Source organism: Luteimonas rhizosphaerae (genome assembly GCF_002849595.1).
GTDB lineage: Bacteria > Pseudomonadota > Gammaproteobacteria > Xanthomonadales > Xanthomonadaceae > Luteimonas > Luteimonas cellulosilyticus.
In genome coordinates this window covers 133,608-155,586 of record NZ_NRQR01000025.1, presented here as the reverse complement: position 1 = coordinate 155,586, position 21,979 = coordinate 133,608, and the positions used below count along the sequence as shown (strand labels likewise).

Below are 21,979 nucleotides of genomic sequence, written 5' to 3'. Positions count from 1 at the left end.
GATTCAAGGCATGACCACGATCAGCGTCCAACAGGCCCTCGCCGGGCACATCCCCGAAGGCGGCGAAGTCACCGTCCGCGGCTGGGTGCGTACCCGTCGCGACTCGAAGGCGGGGCTGAGCTTCGTCAATGTCAGCGACGGCTCGTGTTTCGCGCCGATCCAGGTCGTCGCACCGGACACGCTGGACAACTACGAGGCCGAAGTGAAGCGGCTGACGGCCGGCTGCTCGGTCGTCGCGTCGGGCACGCTGGTGAAGTCGCAGGGCCAGGGCCAGAGCTTCGAGATCCAGGCGCACACGGTCGAGGTCGTGGGCTGGGTCGAGGATCCGGAGACCTATCCGATCCAGCCCAAGGCGCATTCGCTGGAATTCCTGCGCGAGGTCGCGCACCTGCGCCCGCGGACCAATCTGTTCGGCGCGGTCACCCGCATCCGCCACTGCCTGGCCCAGGCCGCGCACCGGTACTTCCACGAGAACGGCTATTTCTGGATCAACACGCCGATCGTGACCACGTCGGATGCCGAAGGCGCGGGCCAGATGTTCCGCATCTCCACGCTGGACCTGGCGAACCTGCCGATCGGCAAGGACGGCAAGGTCGACTTCACGCGCGATTTCTTCGGCAAGGAAGCGTTCCTGACGGTGTCGGGCCAGCTCAACGTCGAAGCCTTCTGCCTGTCGATGAGCAAGGTCTACACCTTCGGCCCGACCTTCCGCGCCGAGAACAGCCATACCACGCGCCACCTGGCCGAGTTCTGGATGATCGAGCCGGAGATCGCGTTCGCCGATCTCGCCGAGAACGCGCGCATTTCCGAGGAATTCCTCAAGTACCTGTTCCGCGCAGTGCTCGACGAGCGCGCCGACGACATGGCCTTCATTGCCGAGCGCGTGCAGAAGGACGCGGTCACGCGCCTGGAAGGGTTCGTCAATGCGCCGTTCGAGCGCATCGAATACACCGATGCGGTCGAGCTGCTGCGCAAGTCCGGCCACAAGTTCGAGTTCCCGGTCGAATGGGGCCTGGACCTGCAGACCGAGCACGAGCGCTGGCTGACCGAGCAGCACGTCGGCCGCCCGGTCGTGGTGACCAACTATCCCGAGCACATCAAGGCGTTCTACATGCGCCTCAACGACGACGGCAGGACCGTCGCGGCGATGGACGTGCTGGCGCCGGGCATCGGCGAGATCATCGGCGGCGCGCAGCGCGAGGAACGGCTCGACGTGCTGGATGCGCGCATGGACCAGTTCGGTCTCGATCGCGAGCACTACGGCTGGTACCGCGATTTCCGCCGCTACGGCACGGTGCCGCACGCCGGCTTCGGGCTCGGTTTCGAACGCCTGATCGTCTACGTCTGCGGCCTGTCGAACATCCGCGACGCGATCCCCTACCCGCGCGCGCCGGGCCAGGCCGAGTACTGACCCTCGGATGACGGGTTCATCGCTCCCTTCTGATGCCTCGGTGCACGTATTGCGTCGACGCACCTTTCGTCCGCGCGCCTTCGCGTGGACCGGTGCCCCCACCGCGGCCGGTCCCGACGTCCCATGATCCTGTTCCTCGCCCTGTGTTTCTTCGGTGTCGCGATCGGTGGATTCACCGCGTTCGTGATCTTCTGGCCGCTGTCGCTGGTGCACCTGCGCGACCGCCATCCCGAGGTGCACGCACACTTCGGCGACAGTCCCTTCCTCAAGCCGGCCGCCCTGCGCTGGCTGCTGGCGGGCGGCTACCGCGAGGTGCCCGATCGCCAGTTCACCGGCCTCGCGACCCCGGCGCGGATCTCGCTGATCGTGATCCTCGCCGCCCTCACCGCCTGTGGCGTGCTGTGGCTGTGGTCACTGGCGCCCTGATCCCAAGGAGCGATCCATGACGCATGACGAATGGTGGCTGGCGATGCTCGGCCGCACCGTGATCTGGGCCCGTCTGCGTGTGCTCGACACCGGCATCGCCCAGGTGTTCGACAGCGACGGCAATACCCTGGTCTACGACAGCGAGGACACCGCGCGCGGCATGCTGCTCGACGCGGATTTCGTCTCGTTCGACGGCCTCGATGCCGAGGATGCGCTGGAGCGCGGCTTCACGCTCGAGGAGCTGGCGCCGCCCGACGCCGACGACGACGCCCAGCTGCGCGAGCGGATGGTGCAGTCGCTCGGCGCACGCGCCTGACGCCAGCGCGCCTTTGGCCACGCCGCGCGCCTTCGTCGAGCCGGATCCGGCGCTGCTCGATGCGCTGCTGGTGGCCCACCCGTTCGTGACCCTGGTGACGGTGCGCGACGGCGTGCCCGATGCCAGCCACCTGCCGGTGCTGGCCCGGCGCGACGGCGCTGCGCTGCTGCTCGAAGGCCACTGGGCACGCGCGAACCCGCAGGCGCGCGACGGCGACGAGGCGCTGGTGCTGGTCCACGGCCCGCACGCGTATCTGTCGGCGGACTGGTATCCCGACAAGCACGAACACGCGCGGGTGCCGACCTGGAACTACGTCGTCGCGCACCTGCGGGTGCACATCGAACGCGTCGACGACGAAGAGGCGCTGGGCGCGCTCGTCGCCCGCACCGCGGAGCGCTTCGAGCCGACCGTCGGCGGCACCTGGCGCTACGACCACACCGATCCGCGCGAGCGTCGCCAGCTGCGCGGCATCGTCGGGTTCCGCCTGCGCGTGCACGCCGCCGAGCTGACCCGCAAGCTGAGCCAGAACCATCCCGACGCGAACCGCGCGTCGGTCGTCGCCGCCCTCGATGCGCAGGCCGACGACGACGCCCGCGCCATCGCCGCGCTGATGCGCGCCGGGCTGGCACCGTCATTCCCACCGGAGTCCTGACATGGATCTCGATCTCGAAGGCCGCCACGCTCTGGTCTGCGGTGCGTCCGACGGCATCGGACGCGCGACCGCGCACGAACTCGCGCTGCTCGGCGCGTCGGTCACCGTGCTCGCGCGGCGCGACGCGGCGCTGCAGACCGTGGCCGATGCGCTGCCCCGTCCGCGCGGCCAGCCGCACCATGTCCTCGCCGTCGACATGGCCGATGCGGCGGCGTTGCAGGCCGCGGTCGCCGCGCATGTGACCGCGCAGCCGGTGCAGATCCTGATCCACAACACCGGCGGGCCGCCGGGCGGCCCCGCGCACACCGCGCCGCTCGCTGCGTACACCGACGCCTTCCAGCGGCATCTGCTCGCTGGGCAGGTGCTGGTGCAGGCGGTGCTGCCGGCGATGCGCGCGGCGCGCTGGGGCCGCATCGTCAACGTGGTCTCGACCTCGGTGCGCGAGCCCATCGCGGGCCTCGGCGTGTCGAACACCATCCGCGGCGCGGTCGCGGGCTGGGCCAAGACCCTGTCGCGCGAACTCGGGCCCGACGGCATCACCGTCAACAACGTGCTGCCCGGCTACACCGAGACCGGCCGCATCGACCAGATCGTGCGGGACCGCGTCGCGGCGACCGGCAAGAGCGCCGACGAGATCCTCGCGACCATGCGCGCGAACGTGCCGGCGGGCCGGTTCGCCACGCCTGCCGAAACCGGCGGCGTGATCGCGTTCCTGTGCGCGCCGGCGGCGGCCTACATCAACGGCGTGAGTCTGGCCGTCGACGGCGGGCGCATGGCGTCGATCTGAAATCGCAGCCCGGGCTCCCCGGCTGCACGCCTCACGTCGCCGCCACGAGGGCGCTGCTCTGATGCCGCGATGCCCGAAGGCCCCGAAATCCACTACGCCGCCGACCAGCTCGCCGCCGCACTGGCGGGCGAGCTCCTCGTCGACGTGCGCTTCAAGGATCCCGCGCTGCAGCGGCGCCGACGTGTGCTGCGCGGCAAGCGCGTGCTCGCCGTGCAGGCGCGCGGCAAGGCGATGCTGACCGCGGTCGACGGCGGCTGGACGCTGTACTCGCACAACCATCTGCTGGGGTTCTGGCGGATCGTCGACGATGTCGATGCCCTCACCTCGGAGGCCCAGCCGCGGGTGCTGCTGGTGACGGCGCGCGGCGCGGCCGCGCTGTACGCGGCGCCGTCGGTGTCGCTGTGGAAGACCGACGCGCTCGACACCCAGCCCTATCTCGCCAAGCTCGGCCCGGACGTGCTGGACCCGGCCGTCGACGCCGCGGCCCTGGTCGCGCACATGCAGGCCCCGGCGTTCGCGCGGCGGGCGCTGGCGGTGCTGCTGCTCGACCAGGCCTTCGCCGCCGGCATGGGCAACTACCTCCGCTCGGAGGTGCTCTACCAGGCGAAGATGTCGCCGCACCGCACGGCGGGCGACCTCGCCGCCGGCGAGCGGCGCCGCCTTGCCAATGCCCTGCTCGACGTGCCGCGCCGCAGCTATCGCGCCAAGCACCGCGCCCAGGTGCCGCCGGACAAGGACTACCTCGAACACACGAAAGCGATCTTCAAGCTGCGCGTGTTCGAGCGCGAAGGCCTGCCGTGCCCGCGCTGCGACGGCACCGTCGTCAACGAGCGGATCGCCGCGCGGCGCCTGTACTGGTGCCCCGGCTGCCAGCACTGATCCGGCGACCGCCTCGGTTAAGCTGACACCCCGTCGCGACCGGTCCCCGGTCCGATCCATCGCCGTCGCCGACACGCTCCGTTGCGACGCGCATGCCTCCCGGCCGGAGCCCCCCGGCCCGTCTCTGGAATAATCGCACCATGGGTGAACTCGACAACCTCCTGCAACGCAATCGCGACTGGGCCGAGCGCGCCGTCACCGAGGACCCGGATTTCTTCCACCGGCTGGAGAACCAGCAGGCGCCGAAATACCTGTGGATCGGCTGTTCGGATTCGCGCGTGCCCGCCAACCAGATCCTCGGTCTCGATCCGGGCGAAGTGTTCGTCCACCGCAACATCGCCAACGTGCTGTCGCACGGCGATCTCAACGCACTGTCGGTGATCCAGTTCGCCGTCGACGTGCTGCAGATCGAGCACATCCTGCTGGTCGGCCACTACGGCTGCGGCGGCGTGCACGCGGCGATGACCGGGGCCCGCGTCGGGCTGGTCGACAACTGGCTGCGGCATGTCTCCGACATCGCGCACAAGCATGCCGGCCTGCTGGCGTCGGTCGAGGATCCCGCGCTGCGCCACGCGCGGCTGTGCGAACTCAATGCGATCGAGCAGGCGCTCAACGTCTGCCAGACCACCGTGGTCCGCGACGCCTGGGCGCGTGGGCAGACGCTGACGGTGCACGGCTGGGTCTACGCCGTGGGCGACGGCCGCGTGCGCGAACTCGGCATGCAGGTGGGGTCGTATGACGCCATCGGCCCGGCCTACGAGGCGGCGGTGGCCGAAGTCGCGACGGTGGCCGCGCGGGGCCGGCGCGATGGCTGACGCCATCCACGCGTCGCAGGCGCCGACGCCCGTCGGCGCGTATCCGCATGCGCGCCGCGTCGGCGATCTGCTGCTGCTGTCGGGCATCGGCCCGCGCGATCCGGCGACCGATGCCGTGCCGGGCAACGTCGTCGATGCCGACGGCGCTCTGCGCGCGCACGACATCGCCGCGCAGACACATGCGGTGTTCGCCAATGTCCGCGCCGTACTGCACGCCAGCGGCGCGCGCTGGGAGGACCTGGTGGACGTCACCGTCTACCTGACCGACATGGCCGGCGATTTCGCCGCCTACAACGCCGTGTGGGCCGACTACTTCCCCGACCCGGCCAGCGCGCCGTGCCGGACGACGCTCGGTATCACCGCCCTGCCGACACCGATCGCTATCGAGCTCAAATGCATCGCGGCCGCAGGCCGCGAACCGACGTCCCTCGCCCGCACCGCGGGAGAGGGGGGGACCGTCGGCGACGCCGACGGTGGGGTGAGGGCGCAGCCCAACGTGCATACCAATGCCGTTCTATCCACGAACCCTCACCCCGGCCCTCTTCCGCAGGCGGGAGAGGGGGAGAAGCGCCCATGATTCCCGCCCCGCTGAATTTCCAGAAGTGGATCGACGAGCACCGCCACCTGCTCGAGCCGCCGGTCGGCAACAAGTGCATCTACGACGGCGACTTCATCGTCATGGTCGTCGGCGGCCCCAACGCGCGCACCGACTACCACTTCGAGGAAGGCCCGGAATTCTTCCACCAGCTGGAAGGCGAGATGACGCTGCGGATCCAGGAAGACGGCCGCGTCCGCGACATCCCCATCCGCGCCGGCGAGACCTTCCTGCTGCCGCCGCGGGTGCCGCACTCGCCGCAGCGCGGGCCGGGCTCGATCGGCCTGGTCATCGAACGCCGGCGCCTGCCGCACGAGGACGATGGCCTGCTGTGGTTCTGCGAGCGCTGCAACGCCAAGGTCTACGAGGAGTATTTCCATCTCGACGACATCGAGCAGGATTTCTTCCGGGTGTTCGAACGCTTCTACCGCGACGACGCGCTGCGTACCTGCCAGGCCTGCGGCCATCTCAATCCCCGCCCCAGCCGCTACGAGCTGCAGGCGGACTCGCAGGCGGACATCACCTGAGACCCGACGATCCAAGGGACTGGAGCGTACGCATGCATCGACCCCTGCTGCTGTTTCTGCTGTGCTGCCTGATCGCCACGCGCGCGCCGCTGCAGGCCCGGGACGTGGACAGCGCCGACGCGGGCAACGCGGACAACGCCGAACTCGCGACGCTGTACCGCGAGGACCAGGACGCCCGCAAGGTGGCGGACATCGACTGGTCGATCGTGTCGCGCGAGGACGCCGGCCGCCGCGAACGCGTGCTCACGCTGATGCGTGACGGCGCGCTGCGCACCGCGCCGGACCACTACCACGCGGCGATGGTGTTCCAGCACGGCCAGGGCCTCGAGGACATCCGGATCGCGCACGCGCTGGCGACGGTCGCGTCCACGCGGGTGCCCGACGAGATGCGGTATCGCTGGCTGGTCGCCGCCTCCTGGGACCGGATCCTGACCACGCAGTTGCAGCCGCAGTGGTACGGCACCCAGTTCAAGGGCGATGCGGTCGGCTTCTTCCTGTTCCCGGTCGCGGAAGACGCCGTGGACGATGCCGAGCGCGCGCGCATGGGCGTGCCGCCACTCGCCGAGACACAGGCCCGCGTCGCGGAGATGGCCGCATCGATGGGCCAATCCGTGCATCCGGACCCGCCGACGATCGAACAGTTGCGCCAGGCGCGACGCGCGTCGCCCGCCACGCCCTGAACCGCGCTGTGCACCCGCGGCGTGATCGCTGCGGTCCGGTCGACTACGATGACCGGCATGCTGAAGATCGACATCCACGCCCATTATCTGCCGCGCGACTGGCCGGACCTGGCGACGCGGTACGGCGAGACCCGCTTTCCGGTGATCCATCACACCGAGGACGGACGCCACCGGATCTACAAGGACGGGCGTTTCTTCCGCGAGATCTGGTCCAAGACCTGGGACGCGCAGGAGCGCATCGACGACTACGCGCGCTTCGGCGTGCAGGTGCAGGTCATCAGCACCGTGCCGGTGATGTTCAGTTACTGGGCGAAGCCGCAGCACGCGCTGGAGCTGCACCAGGCGCTCAACGACCACATGGCCGCAACCGTCGCCGCGCATCCGCGCCACTACGCCGGCATCGGCACGGTGCCGTTGCAGTCGCCGCGGCTCGCGGTCCAGGAACTGGAACGCTGCGTCGACCAGCTGGGTCTGCAGGGCGTGCAGATCGGCAGCCATGTCGGCGACTGGAACCTCGATGCGCCCGAGCTGTTTCCGTTCTTCGAGGCGGCGGCGGATCTCGGCGCCGCGGTGCTGGTGCACCCCTGGGACATGATGGGCACCGATTCGATGCCCAAATACTGGCTGCCCTGGCTGGTCGGCATGCCGGCCGAACAGTCGCGCGCCGCCTGCTGCCTGGTGTTCGGCGGCGTGCTGCAGCGGTTGCCGAAGCTGAAGATCTGCATGGCCCACGGCGGCGGCAGTTTTCCGTACACGATCGGACGCATCGAGCACGGCTTCAACATGCGGCCGGACCTGGTCGCGACCGACAATCCGCACAATCCGCGCGATTACCTGCGCCAGCTGTATTTCGATTCCTGGGTCGCGGATCCGCGCGCGCTGCAGTACCTGCTCGACACCTGCGGCGTCGACCGGGTGATGCTGGGCACCGACTATCCTTTCCCGCTCGGCGAGCAGGTGCCGGGCGCCGGCATCGAGGAGATCCCCCTCGACGACGCCGCACGCGCCCGGCTCTACCACGGCACCGCGCTCGACTGGCTGGGCCTGCCGGCGTCGCGGTTCGCGTGATGCCGCCGCGTGTCGTTTCAACGTGCGCAGGCGCCTCGCGCCGATGCCGCGCCTCCCTCCGTTTCCGGATTGACCGATGACCGTTTCCGAGCTGTTCTCCGACGCTTACGCCGCGCACGCCGACGCCGCCGATCCGCTGCACGCCCTGCGCGCGGACTTCCTGATTCCGAAGTTCGGCCACGTCGAGCAGGCCTATTTCGTCGGCAATTCGCTGGGGCTGCAACCGCGTGGCGCCCGCGCCGAGGTCGAGGACGTGCTCGACAAGTGGGCGATGGAAGCCGTCGAAGGCCACTTCCGCGGCAATTCGCAGTGGATGACCTACCACACGCTGCTCGGCGCGCAGCTGGCCGAGGTCGTCGGCGCGCAACCAGAAGAAGTGGTGGCGATGAATTCGCTGACCGCGAACCTGCATTTCCTGCTGGTCGGCTTCTACCGCCCGACCGCCGAGCGCCCGGCGATCCTGATGGAGGCCGGCGCGTTTCCGTCGGACCGCTACGCGCTGGAATCGCAGGTGCGCTTCCACGGCTTCGATCCGGCGACCGATCTGATCGAGGTGGCGCCCGGCGAAGACGGGCTGTTCGGCGCGGACGCGATTGGCGCCGCGATCGCCGAACACGGCCACCGGCTCGCGCTGGTGCTGTGGCCCGGCGTGCAGTACCGCACCGGCGAGGCCTTCGACCTCGCCGAGATCACTCGACTGGGTCACGCCGCCGGCGCGGTCGTCGGGTTCGATCTCGCGCATGCGGTCGGCAACCTGCCGCTGCAGCTGCACGACAGCGGCGCCGATTTCGCAGTCTGGTGCCACTACAAATATCTCAACGCGGGACCGGGCGCGGTCGCCGGCGCCTTCGTGCACGCGCGCCATGCGCGGACCGACCGGCCGCGTTTTGCCGGCTGGTGGGGCCACGACCAGGCGACGCGGTTCCAGATGGGCCCGGATTTCGAGCCCACGCCCGGCGCCGACGGCTGGCAGCTCAGTAACCCGCCGATCCTGGGCCTGGCGCCGCTGCGCGCCTCGCTGGACCTGTTCACGCGCGCCGGCATGCCCGCGCTGCGCCGCAAGTCCGAACTCCTGACCGGCTACCTGGAGGCGCTGATCCGCGCGCAACTCGACGACGTGCTCGCGATCGTCACGCCGGCCCTGCCGGCGCGTCGCGGCGCCCAGCTCTCGCTGCGCGTGCGCGGTGGACGCGCGCAGGGCCGCGCACTGTTCGAATTCCTCTCGGACCACGCATCTCGCCGGTGCCGCTCTACAACACCCACGCCGACGTGCTGCGCTTCGCGCGCGCGGTCGCCGCGTGGCGCGACGGCGGGCCGCAGTGACCGCCAGGCGCCATCTGACGATCATCGGCGCGGGCCTCGCCGGCGCCCTGCTCGGCATCCTGCTGCGCCAGCGCGGCTGGGACGTCGATCTGTTCGAGAAGCGCGGCGATCCGCGCGTGGCCGGCTACGCCGGCGGCCGCTCGATCAACCTCGCACTGGCCGAGCGCGGTCGCCATGCGCTGCGCCAGGCCGATGCCGATGACGCGGTGATGCACCACGCGATCATGATGCGCGGCCGCATGGTGCACGTCGGCGATGCGCCGCCGGTCCTGCAGCGCTACGGCCGCGACGACAGCGAGGTCATCTGGTCGGTGCACCGCGGCGATCTCAACCTGGTGCTGCTGGACCTGGCCGACGCCGCCGGCGCGCGGCTGCATTTCGACCGCGGCCTGGCCGACGTCGACTTCGACGCGGGCCGGGCCTGCTTCGTCGATCCGCGTGACGGCAGCCGCCACGTCGCCTCGTTCGACGCGCTGGTCGGCGCGGACGGCGCCGGATCCGCATTGCGCGCGGCGATGGGCCGCGAGACCGATCTCGGCGAACGCAGCGCCTTCCTCGACCATGGCTACAAGGAGCTGGAGATTCCGCCGACCGCGGATGGTGGGTTCCGGATCGAGCCCAACGCGCTGCACATCTGGCCGCGCGGCCACTACATGTGCATCGCGCTGCCCAACGACGAACGCACCTTCACCGTCACGCTGTTCCTGCCGCACACCGCGGACGCGGCCGAGGGCGGCCCGGCGTTCGACCAGCTGCAGGATGCCGCTGCAGCGCGCACGCTGTTCGCACGCGACTTCCCGTCGGCGCTGGCGCTGATTCCCGGATTCGATGCCGACTGGACGGCCAATCCGGTCGGCCAGCTGGGCACGCTGTACCTCGACCGCTGGCATCTCGACGGCCGCGCGGTGCTGCTCGGGGACGCCGCGCACGCGATGGTGCCCTTCCACGGCCAGGGCATGAACTGCGCGTTCGAGGACTGCGTGGCGCTGGCCGACCAGCTCGACGCGCACGACGAGCTCGCCGTCGCGTTCGCCGCATTCGAAGCGCAGCGCAAGCCCGATGCCGCCGCGATCCAGCAGATGGCGCTCGACAACTATCTGGAGATGCGAGACCGCGTCGACGACGCCGACTACCTGCTGCAGCGCGCGCTGGAACTGCAACTGCAGGACCGGCATCCGGGCCGGTTCATCCCGCACTACGCGATGGTCACCTTCATGCGCATCCCCTATTCCGTCGCCCTGGCGCGGACCGAGATCCAGCGCGGCATCCTCGCGCGCGCGACCGCGGGGCATGGCGGTCTCGACACGATCGACTGGGCCGCGGTGGACGCCGACGTCGTCGCCAGGCTGACGCCGTTGCAGGACGATCCGGCGTGATGCGGCCCGCCGTCGACCGCGCGACCGCGGCGCGCGCCGTCGCGCCCGGGCCGCGGCCGGCGCAACCGCTCGCCCCGACGACACGCCAGCAGCACCGCTCATGACCGACAGTTTTCTGTTCTACGATCGCGCCTCGACACGCTGCCGTTCGCGCCAGCGATGAGGCCGTCGCAACGGCTTGCTGCAATGACACGCCATCAGCACCGCTTATGACTGACAGTTTTCTCTTCTACGATCTCGAAACCTTCGGCGCCGATCCGCGCCGCACGCGCATCGCCCAGTTCGCGGCGATCCGCACCGACGCCGCGCTCAACGAGATCGAGGCGCCGATCGATCTGTTCGTGCGGCCCGCCGACGACCTGCTGCCGTCGCCGATCGCGACGCTGATCACCGGCATCACGCCGCAACGCGCGCTGCGCGACGGCGTGACCGAAGCCGACGCGTTCTCGCGCATCTTCGAGGAAATGGCGCGACCGAAGACCTGCACGCTGGGGTACAACTCGCTGCGCTTCGACGACGAGTTCGTGCGCTTCGGCCTGTTCCGCAATTTCCACGATGCCTACGAGCGCGAATGGCGCGGCGGCAATTCGCGCTGGGACCTGCTCGACGTGATGCGGCTCGCGCATGCGTTGCGCCCCGAGGGCCTGGTCTGGCCGAAGCGCGAGGACGGCGCGACCTCGTTCAAGCTCGAGCATCTGGCCGACGCCAACGGCGTGCGCCAGGGCGACGCGCACGAGGCGTTGTCGGACGTGCGCGCGCTGATCGGCATCGCGCGCAGGTTCCGCGACGCGCAGCCCCGGTTGTGGGACTACGCGTTGAGGCTGCGCGACAAGCGCTTCGCCGCGAGCCTGCTCGACACCATCGCGATGACGCCGGTGCTGCACGTCTCGCAGCGCTATCCGGCGTCGCGCCTGTGTGCGGCGCCGGTGCTGCCGCTGGCGCGGCATCCGAAGATCGACAGCCGGATCATCGTGTTCGATCTCGACGAAGACCCCGACGCGCTGCTCGACCTCGACGCGGACACCATTGCCGCGCGTTTGTTCGTGCGCAGCCAGGATCTGCCCGAGGGCGTGCGCCGCGTGCCGCTGAAGGAAGTGCACAGCAACCGCTGCCCGGCGCTCGTCGCCTGGGACCACCTGCGTGTCCCGGACCTGGAGCGCCTGGCGATCGACGCGGCGTTGATCGAGACGCGTGCCGCGCGCCTGCGCGCCGCCGGGCCGGCGCTGGCCGAGAAGATCCGCCGCGTCTACGCGATCGAGCGCGACTACGCGCCGTCCGACGTCGACGGCTCGTTGTACGACGGCTTCATCGGCGATGGCGACCGCCGCCGCATCACCGAGGTCCGCGCGACCGCGCCGGCCCAGCTGGGCTCGCGCGAGTTCGGGTTCAGCGATCCGCGCCTGCCCGAGCTGCTGTTCCGGTACCGCGCGCGCAACTGGCCCGACACACTGACGCCGAACGAGCGCCTGCGCTGGAACAACTACCGCCGCGCGCGGCATGCGCCCGGCTCGACGCAGGCCGAGCAGGATTTCGAGGCCTACTTCACGCAGATCGACGCGCTGCGCCTCGACAATCCCGGCGACCTCCACACGCACGCGCTGCTCGATGCCCTCGGCGACTGGGGCCGCGATCTGCAGGCGCAGCTGACCGACCCGGTTCCCGCATGACGACGTATTTCAGCGACAAGAGCTTCAAGTTCCTGCGCGGGCTGGCCCGCAACAACGACAAGACCTGGTTCGCCGCGCACAAGGCCGAGTACGAAACGCACGTGCGGCAGCCGTTCCTGCAGCTGATCACCGACCTGCAGCCGGACCTTGCCGCGGTCAGCGACCAGTTCCGCGCCGATCCGCGCACCCAGGGCGGCTCGCTGTTCCGCATCTACCGCGACGCGCGCTTCTCCAACGACAAGTCGCCGTACAAGAACTGGCAGGGCGCGCGGCTGTTCCACGCGCGCCGCCGGGAAGTGCCCGCGCCGTCGTTCTACATCCACCTGCAGCCGGGCCAGAGTTTCGTCGGCGCCGGGATGTGGCACCCCGAGCCGCCGACCCAGCGCAAGCTGCGGCAGTTCATCGTCGACAACCCGGGCAGCTGGAAGGCCGCCGCGCACGAACCGAAGCTGCGCCGCCGCTTCGAGTTCGAGACCAGCGAGATGCTGGTGCGGCCGCCGCGGGGATTCCCGGCGGACTTCGAGTTCATCGACGATCTCAAGCACAAGAACTGGGTGTTCTGGCGCACGCTCGACGACGACACGATGACCGGCCCGAAACTGCGGCAGACGATTGCCGGCGACCTGGCGACGCTGGGGCCGTTCGTCGACTACCTGTGCGCGGCGCTGGACCTGGAATTCTGAGCTCGCGCACGCATGTACGCGGGCGTCGGGTGCAGGTCCGCCCGGCGCGCGCCGTTCATCCGTCGGCGCAGCGGCCATCGGACAATCAGCGCTCTCCCGTCTGCCCGGTTCCGGCGCCATGAAGAAATACGCCTGGCTCTCCGCCATCGCCCTGGTGCTGCTGCTGGCCTACACGGCCGCCGGTCCGTTCCTGACCATCCACGCGATCCGCACCGCGGTGCAGGCCGACGACTCGCGCGCCCTGTCGCGGCAGGTCGACTTCCCGGCGCTGCGCAGCAGCCTGCGCCTGCAGCTCAACGACGCCATGGTGCGCGAAGTGGGACCGGACCTGCAGTCCAGCCTGCTCGGCGCCATCGGCCTGCGCCTGGCCGGCAGCGCGGTCGGCACAGGCGTGGACATGATGGTGACGCCGGTCGGCCTGAGCGCACTGATGCGCGGCCGGCGGGTCTGGAGCCTGGCCGGCGGCGCGCCCCTGTCGACGGCCGACGAGGCCGCGACCCGCACCGACCCGCTGGAGGACGCGCATTTCCGTTACCACTCGCCTTCGCGCTTCACCGCGACCGTGCGTGACGACCGCGACCGCCCGATCGTCTTCGTGCTGACGCGTTCGGGGATCCAGTGGAAGCTGTCGGATATCAGATTGCCGGTCTAGGCCGCGGCAGCCGCCAGGCGGCACAGGCGCGTGTCCAGCCCCCTGTCGGCGCGCGTGTGCGCGCGATGTGGCGTTCCCACGGACCGGTCGCGCGCGAGCGCGCACCGACAGGGCATCGGGATCAGCCCCGCCGCGACTCACCTCCGCCGGCGGAACACCACCAGATACACGCCGATGACCCAGACCGACGCCGCCAGCCAGCCGGCGATGATGTCGGACGGGTAATGCACGCCCAGATAGATCCGCGACAGCCCGACCATCGGCACGAACACGGCCATCGCGGCGACCGTCGGCCAGCGCCAGCGCGTCGGCCAGACCAGCAGCACCAGCGCCAGCGCCAGCGACATCGAACCCATCGCGTGGCCGCTGGGAAAGCTGTAGGTCGGCTCCGGCGCGATCGAGTCCCACAGGCTGGGCCGCTCGCGCGCGAACAGCTGCTTGGTGCCCATGTTCAGCAGGCCCGACCCGCCCAGCGCGACGGCGGCGAACAGGCCCTTGCGATACCGCCGCGCGATCAGCAGGCCGACGACCAGCAGGATGCCGCCCGGGACCACGCCCCAGGCGTAGCCGATTTCCGAGAAGAACAGGAACACCCGGTCGAAGCCATCGTGGGCCACGTCCTGGGCGAAACGCAGCACCGGCTCGTCGAAGGCGAAGGCCTCGGACTCGTGGACCTCGTCGGCCAGCTCCAGGAAGCCCCACATCGGCAGCAGCACGCCGACGAACAACAGCGCCAGCCAGAAGCCGTGGACCTGCAGGAAGCTCTGCGTCTCGTGCGCGGCCTCGACCGGCCGCGATTCCTCAACGGCCATCCGCGGCGCGTCCGTAATGGCGGTGGACGTACTCGTCGACGAGGGCGACGAACTCGTGCGCGATGTTCTCCCCGCGCAGCGTCATCGCCTTCTCGCCGTCGATGAAGACCGGCGCCGAGGGTGCTTCGCCGGTACCCGGCAGCGAAATGCCGATATTGGCGTGGCGCGATTCGCCCGGGCCGTTGACCACGCAGCCCATCACCGCGAGCGTCATGTTCTCCGCGCCCGGGTGGGTGACCTTCCACTCGGGCATCTTCTCGCGCACGTGGTCCTGGACCACGCCGGCCAGTTCCTGGAAGAACTCCGACGTCGTGCGGCCGCAGCCGGGGCAGGCGGTGACCATCGGCGTGAACGCGCGCAGGCCCATCGTCTGCAGCAGTTCCTGGGCGACGACGACTTCCTTGGTGCGCGACGCGCCGGGCTCGGGCGTCAGCGAAATGCGGATCGTGTCGCCGATGCCTTCCTGCATCAGGATCGCCAGCGCGGCGCTGGACGCGACCATGCCCTTGCTGCCGATGCCGGCTTCCGTCAGGCCCAGATGCAGCGCGAAATCGCAGCGCGCCGACAGGTCGCGATAGACCGCGACCAGTTCCTGCACGCCGCTGACCTTGGCCGACAGCACGATGCGGTCGCGGCCGAGACCGAGCTCGACGGCGCGTTCGGCGGAATCGACGGCCGAGCGGATCAGCGCCTCGCGCAGCACCCGGCCGGCATCCCAGGGCACCGCGCGCTGGGCGTTCTCGTCCATCAGCGTGGCGGCCAGCGACTGGTCCAGCGAGCCCCAGTTGGCGCCGATGCGCACCGGCTTGCCGTAGCGCATCGCGAACTCGATGAGCTGGGCGAACTGGGTGTCGCGTTTCTTGCCGAAGCCGACGTTGCCCGGGTTGATCCGGTACTTCGCCAGCGCTTCGGCGCAGGCCGGCTCGCCCGCCAGCAGCTGGTGTCCGTTGTAGTGGAAGTCGCCGATGATCGGGACCTCGATGCCCTGCATTGCCAGCCGCTCGACGATCCGCGGTACGGCGGCCGCGGCCTCCGGCGTGTTGACGGTGATGCGCACCAGCTCGGAGCCGGCGCGCCACAGCTCGCCGACCTGCTTCGCGGTGCCGGCGATGTCGGCGGTGTCGGTGTTGGTCATCGACTGCACGACGACCGGCGCGTCGCCGCCGAGCGCGACGCCGCCGACACGGACCTGGCGGGTGGCGCGACGCGACGCGGGGCCGAAGTCGGGCAGCGCGACCGGTTCGGACAGACAGGGCTGGGGCTGGGCGGACATCCCCGCATTTTAGCCCGCATTGGCGGTGCCGGCCGCGTGCACGGCCGTCCGCCTTCATCCGCGATCCATGCCCGCATGACTGGACTGGCGACACGCCGGCGACGGCCTGCGACACAGCGTCGCAGGCGGCCCACAGCACGGTGCACTAGGATGCACGCACGATGCAGCCACCCGCCACGACCCTCGTCAGGACGCTCTACACGCTCCGCTGGGTCGCCGTCGGTGCGCAGACGACGACGATCCTGCTGGCGCGCCACGTGCTCGACATGGCCCTGCCCGGCTGGCCGCTGTGGGCCGGCGTGGCCCTGCTGGCGGTGTTCAACCTGGTCGTGCACCTGCGCCTGGCGCGGGGTCGCGATGCCCGCCCCGCGGAGGCCTTCGCCCACAGCCTCGTCGATACCGCGGTGCTGGCCTGGCTCATCGCCTGGACCGGCGGCATCGCTAATCCGTTCGCGTCGCTGTTCCTGCTGCCGATCGCGCTGACCGCGCTGGCGCTGCCGCTGCGCTGGGCGATCGCCGCCGCGCTGTCGTGCGTCGCCGGGTATCTGCTCGCCGTCGCCTTCGGCCAGGCGCTGCCGCACGTGCATCGCGGCAACTTCGACCTGCACCTGCTGGGCATGGCGGTGAACTTCCTGGTGTCGGTCGCGCTGGTAGTCTATTTCCTGACGCGACTGGCCGCGGCGCGCGACCAGCGCGAGCACGAGCTCTCGGCGCTGCGCGAGCGTTTCGCCCGCAACGAGGGCATCCTCGCGCTGGCCACCCACGCCGCCTCGGTGGCGCACGAACTCAACACCCCGCTCGGCACGATGACCCTGCTGCTCGACGATTTCGATCCGCGCGGGCGTCCCGACGATGCCGCGGACGATGCGCGCACCCTGCGCCGGCTCGTCGACACCTGCCGCGACCGCGTGCGCTCGCTGGCCGATCCCGCCGATCCCTCGGCGCCGACCACGGTCGACCTCGGCCGGGTGCTCGAACACTGGCAGCTGGTGCGGCCCGCGATCAGCCTGCACCGCAGCGGCGACGTCGATGGCGACCGCCGCATCGACCGCTCGATCGGGCATCTGCTGCTCGCCCTGCTCAACAACGCTGCCGATGCCAGCGAACAGAACGGGCGCGTCCAGGTCGACCTGGACCTGCAGCAGCGCAACGGCATGCTGGTCGGCGAGATCCGCGACTACGGTCCCGCCTTCGACGGCGAGGCCTCGTTCCTGCCGGTGCTGTTCCGCAGCACCAAGCCCGACGGGCTGGGCGTGGGCCTGGCGCTGTCGCATGCGGCGATCGAACAGCTCGGCGGCGACCTGCACATCGAGGACGCGGAAGGCGGCGGCGCGCGCGTGCGCTTCCGCGTGCCGATCAGCGTCACCGCCCCCACCGATGGAGCCACGCGCCGATGACCGGTCTTCTGATCGACGACGACCCGCTGTACCTCGACGCACTGCGCCGCGCCCTGCAGCGCCGCGGCATCGACTGCGAGACCGCGACCGACCCCGCCTCGGCGCTGGTGGCCGCGCGCACCCTGCTGCCCGCGTTCGCGCTGGTCGACCTGAAACTGGGCGGCGACTCCGGTCTCGATCTGGTCGCACCCTTGCGCGCGATCCGCAGCGACATGCGCATCGTGCTGGTCACCGGCTACGCCAGCATCGCGACCGCGGTCGAGGCGATCAAGCGCGGCGCCGACGACTACCTGCCCAAGCCGGTGTCGGCCGACGCCATCGTGCGACTGCTGCAGTCCGATGCCAGAGACGAGGCCGGCGGCGACGCCGACGAGGCGCCGGGCGCCGACAACCCGACGATGATTCCGCTGCACCGCTTGGAGTGGGAGCACATCCAGCAGGCGCTCGGCGAGACCGACGGCAACATCTCCGCCGCGGCGCGCCTGCTCGGCATGCACCGCCGCTCACTGCAGCGCAAGCTCGCCAAGCGGCCGGGACCGGAGCGCAAGCCGGTCGATTGAGGCGGAGCGCCGTCGCGGAGACGCGTGGTGCCGGGCCCGTTGCAACGACGGTCGAGGGGCGGACACGCCCTCGGATTGCAAGCGACTTACTGGCCGAGGCTGGTCCGTCGCGCCCGGGGGGCGCTCCTGTGTGCAGGGGCCCGCATCGTGCGGACGCTGCGTTTGCCGCTCCGTGCTAGAAGCCGGTACGCAGTTCCAGTTCGACGCTGCGCGGCGCGCCGAGGTAGACCATGTCGGTCCCGATCGCGTGGGCGACGTACCGGCGGTCCGCCAGATTGCGGCCACGCAGGATGAGCGCGGTGCCTGCGACCGGCGTCCACTGCAGGTGCGCGCCGAGCAGGCCATAACCCGCGGTCGAGAACGTATTGGCCGCATTCGCCTGCCGCGACGAGACCGCGCGCACGTCGATACCGGCCGACCACGACTCGGACAGCGCAGCGCGCAGCCACAGGTTGCCGACCCGCGCCGGCGTGTTCGTCGGCCGGTTGCCCGCGCGCGACACCGCGATGCCGTCGACCGTCTCGACGAAATCGTCCAGGGTGGCATCGACCCAGCCGAGATTCCCCTCGATCGACCAGGCTGTCGTCGGCGCGAACGCGAGCGTCGCCTCGACGCCGCGCGCGGATTGCCGGCCGACGGGCAGCGTCTGCCCCGGATTCCCCGGATCGGCGATCGCCAGGTCGTCGCGCACGATGCGGTACGCCGCCAGCGTCGCGCTGCCGCGTCCGTCGAGGAAGCGCCGTTTGCCGCCCACTTCGACCTGGCGACCGCGACTGAGGTCGAAATCGCGCAGCGTGCCGGCGTTGGCCGTCGACAGGATGCCGGCCGGCGGATCGGCCGCGGTGCTGAGCTGCGCATAGACGCTCGCGTCGTCGCGCAGCGCGACGTTCAGGCCCACGCGTCCGGTCGTCGGCGCGTAGCCGGTGCGGTAGCGCAGCGGATTGGCCGGCGTCACCGCGCGATGGTTCTCGACATCGACGTCGATGCGCTCGTGCCGCAGCGCCGTCAGCAGCGACAGCCGCGGCGTGAAGGCCGTGCGGTTCTCCAGCGTCAGCGCGCGCGTGCGCAGACGGTTCGTGCGATCGGGGGTGTAGACGCCACTGGTGCCGGGAATGTCGAAGAAGCGGCCCGGCGCGGACGCAGCCAGCGGCACCGTATCGACATCACCGCCGATCGACTGCGGATACCGCGTCTGCCGGTTGTAGGCGAGTTCCGCGCCGACGTTCGATTGCGACGGCAGCGCGCCGAGCGCCCCGTCCCAGGTCCAGTCGAGCCGGTTGCCGACGACGTCGTGCACGTGTCGCTGCTGCAGGACGCCCGAGCGGATCACGGCGTCCGCGCCGGGCGTCAGCCGGTAGCTCTCGACGTTGCGGTAGTCGCGCTGCGCGTCGTAGCGGTACAGCGTCTGGCGCAGCGTGCCGCGCGCCGATGCCTGCCATTCCAGCACCGACCGCGCCCAGGTCACGTCCTGCCGGTAGACGCCGTCGTCGACGTTGTAGTTGCGCGTACCGGTGCCGGGCAGGATCCGCAGGCGCCCCTCGTCGCCCTGCACCGCCGGCGTGCCCCAGTAGGGCCGACGGCTGTCTTCGTCCTGCGCTTCCACGGCCAGCAGGTGGGTCAGGCCCGGGGCGAGTTCGCTGCGCCAAGACGCGGCGACCGTCCAGGCATCGCGGCGGTTGCGTTCGGCCCAGCCGTCGCCCGTGGTGACGCCCGCATCGACCTGCACCGCGTGCTGCGCGTGGTCGCCGAGCACGCGATTGAAGCCGCCGGCCGCGATGCGGCGGCCGTGCGATCCGACCCCGAGCATGCCGCCGCCGCGGTTGCCCGCCAGCGACGCGGTGCGGGTGATCACGTCGATCGAACCCCCGACCGCGCCGGCACCGTAGAGGAAGCTGGACGGTCCGCCGATGGCCTCGACCCGGTCGACGATCCAGGCATCGACCGGACGCGCCGCGATCGACGCGTACTGCACGTCGATCCCGTTGTAGAGCTGGGTGATCTGCGCGCCGGAAAATCCGCGCCAGGTCACCGCGTTGCCGTGGCCGGGCGGCGATGCGACGACGAGTCCGGGAATGCCGAACAGCGCGTCCTGGGTGTCGCGCACGCCGCGCGCGTCGAGGGTCGCGCGCCCGATGTCGAAGACCGAGGCCGGTGTCTGCAGCGGATCGAGCGCGAAGCGCGAGCCGGCGCCGGGACGCGCGACCTGAGCATGGCGCTGTCCACGCACGTCGACGCGGTCGAGGGTCACCGCTACGGGACGGTCGCCTTCGGAATCGGCCGTGGCGGACTCCGCCTGCGCGGCGAATGCGGGACCCGCACCCATCGACAGCAGGGCGGCGCAGGCCAGGGACAGGCGGTGTGGCGACATCGGCGGGGGCGGTCGGGAATGGCCGCAGATTCAAGCACCGCCACCGCATGGCCGGAATGCGACGGAATGTCGCAATTTGCGGAAGGCGTGGGCGAGCGCCGCCCGTGCATGGCTCGCCGAGCGTCCTCAACCCGTGCCGCGCCAGGGTCGGGGACGCTCGCCACCAGGCGCTCATCCCGGACGCGGCGAAGGATCCGCGTCGCCTCGCACCGGCGCGGCGTCAGCGACGACGGCCCGTCGCCGCAGCGCCGCAGCATGCGCCAGCGCGAGGCGCCGTTCCCGCCGCCATCGCCGACGGCCATCAACAGGCCCCGCGTTATGCTGTGCCCATGAATGCAGCGGTCACCGGCGAAGTCCTCACGCCCTCCCAGCTCAACACCCTGGCCCGCGGGCTGCTCGAGGACACGTTCCCGCTGGTGTTCGTCGAAGGCGAGCTCGGCAACGTCTCGCGCCCGGCATCGGGGCATCTGTATTTCACCCTCAAGGACGCGCGTGCCCAGGTGCGCTGCGCGCTGTTCAAGCCCAAGAGCCAGTGGCTGCAGTTCCAGCCGCGCGACGGCATGCAGGTGCTGGCGCGGGGCCGGGTCACGCTGTACGAGGCGCGCGGCGACTACCAGCTGATCCTCGACACGCTGGAGGAAGCCGGCGAAGGCGCCCTGCGCCGCGCGTTCGACCAGCTCAAGGCGCGGCTGCAGGCCGAAGGCCTGTTCGATCCGGCGCGCAAGCGCGAACTGCCGCTGTTCCCGCGCCGGCTCGCGGTGATCACGTCGCCCTCGGGCGCCGCGGTTCGCGACGTCGTCAGCGTGCTCGGGCGGCGTTTCCCGCTGCTGGATGTCGACATCCTGCCGGTGCCGGTCCAGGGCAGCGGCGCCGCGGCGCAGATCACGGCGATGCTGCAGCGCGCCGGCGACAGCGGCCGCTACGACGCCATCCTGCTGACCCGCGGTGGCGGCTCGCTGGAAGACCTCTGGGCCTTCAACGACGAAGCGCTGGCGCGTGCGATCGCCGCGTCGCCGGTGCCCGTCGTCTCGGCGGTGGGCCACGAGACCGACTTCAGCCTGGCGGATTTCGCCGCCGATCTGCGCGCGCCGACGCCGTCGGCCGCGGCGGAGCTGCTGACACCCGACCGGATCGATCTGCGCGGTCGCGTGCGCCAGCTGCAGCGCCAGCTCGAAAGTCAGCAGCTGCGCAGCCTGCAGGCGCGCATGCAGCGGCTCGACCGCGCCGGCCTGCGTCTGCAGGCGCTGCGCCCGCAGGCGCGCCTCGATGCACTGCGGCTGCGCCAGCACGATGCGCTGCGCCGGCTCGGCGCGGCGCTCGCCGCCCAGCTCCAGCAACGCCAGGCGCGCGTGCGGCATGCGGACGCCGTGCTGCGCGCGACCGCGCCGGGGCGTCGCCTGCAGCAGCTGCGCGCAAGGCTCGAGGCATTGCGCCCGCGCCCGCAGGCCGCGCTGGCGCGTCGCCTGCAGCGCGATGCCCTGCATCTGCGCGGCCTCGCCCGCTCGCTGGAAGCGGTCAGCCCGCTGGCGACGATCGCCCGCGGCTACAGCATCCTGCAGCGCGACGATGGCCGCGTGGTCCGCCGCGTCGGCGATGTCGCGCCCGGCGACCGCGTCGACGCGCGGCTCGCCGACGGCACGTTGCGGCTGCGGGTCGACGCCGACGCGGGCGACCGGCCCACCTGATCCGGGCAGCATCCGCGCGACGCTGCG

The 21,979-nt window shown here is 70.9% G+C and carries 21 protein-coding genes and 1 pseudogene; 19 read left to right on the top strand and 3 right to left on the bottom strand.

The window, feature by feature from the left end; translation table 11 throughout:
• The first annotated feature begins 10 nt into the window (after positions 1-10).
• From asnS to CJ022_RS13015, 16 genes and pseudogenes are all read left to right on the top strand, one after another.
• Complete coding sequence (asnS, locus tag CJ022_RS13090) at positions 11-1,411, top strand: asparagine--tRNA ligase (RefSeq protein WP_101927074.1); 1,401 nt, start codon at positions 11-13, stop codon at positions 1,409-1,411.
• A 123-nt stretch (positions 1,412-1,534) separates the two neighbouring features.
• On the top strand, positions 1,535-1,837 hold the full coding sequence (locus CJ022_RS13085; RefSeq protein ID WP_101927073.1) for a hypothetical protein: 303 nt from the start codon (positions 1,535-1,537) through the stop codon (positions 1,835-1,837).
• Positions 1,838-1,853: 16 nt separating this feature from the next.
• A complete protein-coding gene (locus CJ022_RS13080; RefSeq protein WP_101927072.1) occupies positions 1,854-2,153 on the top strand; it encodes a hypothetical protein in 300 nt (99 codons plus the stop codon).
• A gap of 13 nt (positions 2,154-2,166) precedes the next feature.
• Positions 2,167-2,805, top strand: coding sequence for an FMN-binding negative transcriptional regulator (locus CJ022_RS13075; protein WP_101927071.1), 639 nt, complete (start codon positions 2,167-2,169; stop codon positions 2,803-2,805).
• A gap of 1 nt (position 2,806) precedes the next feature.
• A complete protein-coding gene (locus CJ022_RS13070; RefSeq protein WP_101927070.1) occupies positions 2,807-3,592 on the top strand; it encodes an SDR family oxidoreductase in 786 nt (261 codons plus the stop codon).
• Between the two features lie 69 nt (positions 3,593-3,661).
• Positions 3,662-4,471, top strand: coding sequence for an endonuclease VIII (gene nei / locus CJ022_RS13065; RefSeq protein WP_101927069.1), 810 nt, complete (start codon positions 3,662-3,664; stop codon positions 4,469-4,471).
• 140 nt (positions 4,472-4,611) lie between these two features.
• Positions 4,612-5,286, top strand: coding sequence for a carbonate dehydratase (gene can, locus CJ022_RS13060; protein WP_101927068.1), 675 nt, complete (start codon positions 4,612-4,614; stop codon positions 5,284-5,286).
• Complete coding sequence (locus CJ022_RS13055) at positions 5,279-5,863, top strand: Rid family hydrolase (RefSeq protein ID WP_101927067.1); 585 nt, start codon at positions 5,279-5,281, stop codon at positions 5,861-5,863. Before can ends, CJ022_RS13055 begins: the two co-directional genes overlap by 8 nt.
• Complete coding sequence (locus CJ022_RS13050) at positions 5,860-6,408, top strand: 3-hydroxyanthranilate 3,4-dioxygenase (protein ID WP_101927066.1); 549 nt, start codon at positions 5,860-5,862, stop codon at positions 6,406-6,408. The genes CJ022_RS13055 and CJ022_RS13050 overlap by 4 nt, the downstream gene beginning before the upstream one ends.
• A 32-nt stretch (positions 6,409-6,440) precedes the next feature.
• Positions 6,441-7,088: a hypothetical protein gene (locus CJ022_RS13045; protein ID WP_101927065.1), complete on the top strand. Its 648-nt coding sequence runs from the start codon at positions 6,441-6,443 to the stop codon at positions 7,086-7,088.
• A gap of 57 nt (positions 7,089-7,145) precedes the next feature.
• The gene (locus CJ022_RS13040) at positions 7,146-8,156 is read left to right on the top strand and encodes an amidohydrolase family protein (protein WP_101927144.1); all 1,011 of its coding nucleotides are present in this window, start codon (positions 7,146-7,148) and stop codon (positions 8,154-8,156) included.
• A gap of 76 nt (positions 8,157-8,232) precedes the next feature.
• A pseudogene (kynU, locus tag CJ022_RS13035) lies at positions 8,233-9,479 on the top strand (kynureninase).
• On the top strand, positions 9,476-10,855 hold the full coding sequence (locus tag CJ022_RS13030; protein ID WP_233198763.1) for an FAD-dependent oxidoreductase: 1,380 nt from the start codon (positions 9,476-9,478) through the stop codon (positions 10,853-10,855). The pseudogene kynU and the gene CJ022_RS13030 overlap by 4 nt, the downstream one beginning before the upstream one ends.
• A gap of 209 nt (positions 10,856-11,064) precedes the next feature.
• A complete protein-coding gene (gene sbcB, locus CJ022_RS13025; protein WP_101927064.1) occupies positions 11,065-12,522 on the top strand; it encodes an exodeoxyribonuclease I in 1,458 nt (485 codons plus the stop codon).
• Positions 12,519-13,205 carry a DUF2461 domain-containing protein gene (locus CJ022_RS13020; RefSeq protein ID WP_101927063.1) on the top strand — a complete coding sequence of 229 codons (687 nt, stop codon included), beginning with the start codon at positions 12,519-12,521 and terminating at the stop codon, positions 13,203-13,205. Before sbcB ends, CJ022_RS13020 begins: the two co-directional genes overlap by 4 nt.
• A 118-nt stretch (positions 13,206-13,323) precedes the next feature.
• Positions 13,324-13,857 carry a DUF2939 domain-containing protein gene (locus CJ022_RS13015; RefSeq protein WP_101927062.1) on the top strand — a complete coding sequence of 178 codons (534 nt, stop codon included), beginning with the start codon at positions 13,324-13,326 and terminating at the stop codon, positions 13,855-13,857.
• Between the two features lie 137 nt (positions 13,858-13,994).
• Here the strand turns inward: CJ022_RS13015 and CJ022_RS13010 are convergent, their stop codons facing one another.
• Positions 13,995-14,669 (bottom strand): phosphatase PAP2 family protein, encoded by a 675-nt coding sequence (locus tag CJ022_RS13010; RefSeq protein ID WP_101927061.1) that lies wholly within the window; start codon positions 14,667-14,669, stop codon positions 13,995-13,997.
• Positions 14,659-15,942 carry a flavodoxin-dependent (E)-4-hydroxy-3-methylbut-2-enyl-diphosphate synthase gene (gene ispG, locus CJ022_RS13005; RefSeq protein ID WP_101927060.1) on the bottom strand — a complete coding sequence of 428 codons (1,284 nt, stop codon included), beginning with the start codon at positions 15,940-15,942 and terminating at the stop codon, positions 14,659-14,661. Before ispG ends, CJ022_RS13010 begins: the two co-directional genes overlap by 11 nt.
• Before the next feature lie 161 nt (positions 15,943-16,103).
• Between ispG and CJ022_RS13000 the strand changes: the two genes are divergently transcribed.
• Positions 16,104-17,339 carry an ATP-binding protein gene (locus tag CJ022_RS13000; protein WP_101927059.1) on the top strand — a complete coding sequence of 412 codons (1,236 nt, stop codon included), beginning with the start codon at positions 16,104-16,106 and terminating at the stop codon, positions 17,337-17,339.
• A complete protein-coding gene (locus CJ022_RS12995; protein WP_101927058.1) occupies positions 17,336-17,899 on the top strand; it encodes a response regulator transcription factor in 564 nt (187 codons plus the stop codon). The genes CJ022_RS13000 and CJ022_RS12995 overlap by 4 nt, the downstream gene beginning before the upstream one ends.
• 175 nt (positions 17,900-18,074) lie before the next feature.
• Here the strand turns inward: CJ022_RS12995 and CJ022_RS12990 are convergent, their stop codons facing one another.
• Positions 18,075-20,267, bottom strand: coding sequence for a TonB-dependent receptor (locus CJ022_RS12990; protein WP_101927057.1), 2,193 nt, complete (start codon positions 20,265-20,267; stop codon positions 18,075-18,077).
• Positions 20,268-20,596: 329 nt separating this feature from the next.
• On the opposite strand from CJ022_RS12990, the gene xseA reads away from it, so the two are divergent.
• The gene (gene xseA, locus CJ022_RS12985) at positions 20,597-21,952 is read left to right on the top strand and encodes an exodeoxyribonuclease VII large subunit (RefSeq protein WP_101927056.1); all 1,356 of its coding nucleotides are present in this window, start codon (positions 20,597-20,599) and stop codon (positions 21,950-21,952) included.
• Positions 21,953-21,979: the final 27 nt, after the last annotated feature.

What these genes read in the sequence shown, in the direction of transcription:
- asnS (WP_101927074.1), top strand. Translation starts at nt 11, where the DNA reads ATGACCACGATCAGCGTCCAACAGGCCCTCGCCGGGCACATCCCCGAA.
- CJ022_RS13085 (WP_101927073.1), top strand. Translation starts at nt 1,535, where the DNA reads ATGATCCTGTTCCTCGCCCTGTGTTTCTTCGGTGTCGCGATCGGTGGA.
- CJ022_RS13080 (WP_101927072.1), top strand. Translation starts at nt 1,854, where the DNA reads ATGACGCATGACGAATGGTGGCTGGCGATGCTCGGCCGCACCGTGATC.
- CJ022_RS13070 (WP_101927070.1), top strand. Translation starts at nt 2,807, where the DNA reads ATGGATCTCGATCTCGAAGGCCGCCACGCTCTGGTCTGCGGTGCGTCC.
- nei (WP_101927069.1), top strand. Translation starts at nt 3,662, where the DNA reads ATGCCCGAAGGCCCCGAAATCCACTACGCCGCCGACCAGCTCGCCGCC.
- can (WP_101927068.1), top strand. Translation starts at nt 4,612, where the DNA reads ATGGGTGAACTCGACAACCTCCTGCAACGCAATCGCGACTGGGCCGAG.
- CJ022_RS13055 (WP_101927067.1), top strand. Translation starts at nt 5,279, where the DNA reads ATGGCTGACGCCATCCACGCGTCGCAGGCGCCGACGCCCGTCGGCGCG.
- CJ022_RS13050 (WP_101927066.1), top strand. Translation starts at nt 5,860, where the DNA reads ATGATTCCCGCCCCGCTGAATTTCCAGAAGTGGATCGACGAGCACCGC.
- CJ022_RS13045 (WP_101927065.1), top strand. Translation starts at nt 6,441, where the DNA reads ATGCATCGACCCCTGCTGCTGTTTCTGCTGTGCTGCCTGATCGCCACG.
- CJ022_RS13040 (WP_101927144.1), top strand. Translation starts at nt 7,146, where the DNA reads ATGCTGAAGATCGACATCCACGCCCATTATCTGCCGCGCGACTGGCCG.
- sbcB (WP_101927064.1), top strand. Translation starts at nt 11,065, where the DNA reads ATGACTGACAGTTTTCTCTTCTACGATCTCGAAACCTTCGGCGCCGAT.
- CJ022_RS13020 (WP_101927063.1), top strand. Translation starts at nt 12,519, where the DNA reads ATGACGACGTATTTCAGCGACAAGAGCTTCAAGTTCCTGCGCGGGCTG.
- CJ022_RS13015 (WP_101927062.1), top strand. Translation starts at nt 13,324, where the DNA reads ATGAAGAAATACGCCTGGCTCTCCGCCATCGCCCTGGTGCTGCTGCTG.
- CJ022_RS13010 (WP_101927061.1), bottom strand. Translation starts at nt 14,669, where the DNA reads ATGGCCGTTGAGGAATCGCGGCCGGTCGAGGCCGCGCACGAGACGCAG.
- ispG (WP_101927060.1), bottom strand. Translation starts at nt 15,942, where the DNA reads ATGTCCGCCCAGCCCCAGCCCTGTCTGTCCGAACCGGTCGCGCTGCCC.
- CJ022_RS13000 (WP_101927059.1), top strand. Translation starts at nt 16,104, where the DNA reads ATGCAGCCACCCGCCACGACCCTCGTCAGGACGCTCTACACGCTCCGC.
- CJ022_RS12995 (WP_101927058.1), top strand. Translation starts at nt 17,336, where the DNA reads ATGACCGGTCTTCTGATCGACGACGACCCGCTGTACCTCGACGCACTG.
- CJ022_RS12990 (WP_101927057.1), bottom strand. Translation starts at nt 20,267, where the DNA reads ATGTCGCCACACCGCCTGTCCCTGGCCTGCGCCGCCCTGCTGTCGATG.
- xseA (WP_101927056.1), top strand. Translation starts at nt 20,597, where the DNA reads ATGAATGCAGCGGTCACCGGCGAAGTCCTCACGCCCTCCCAGCTCAAC.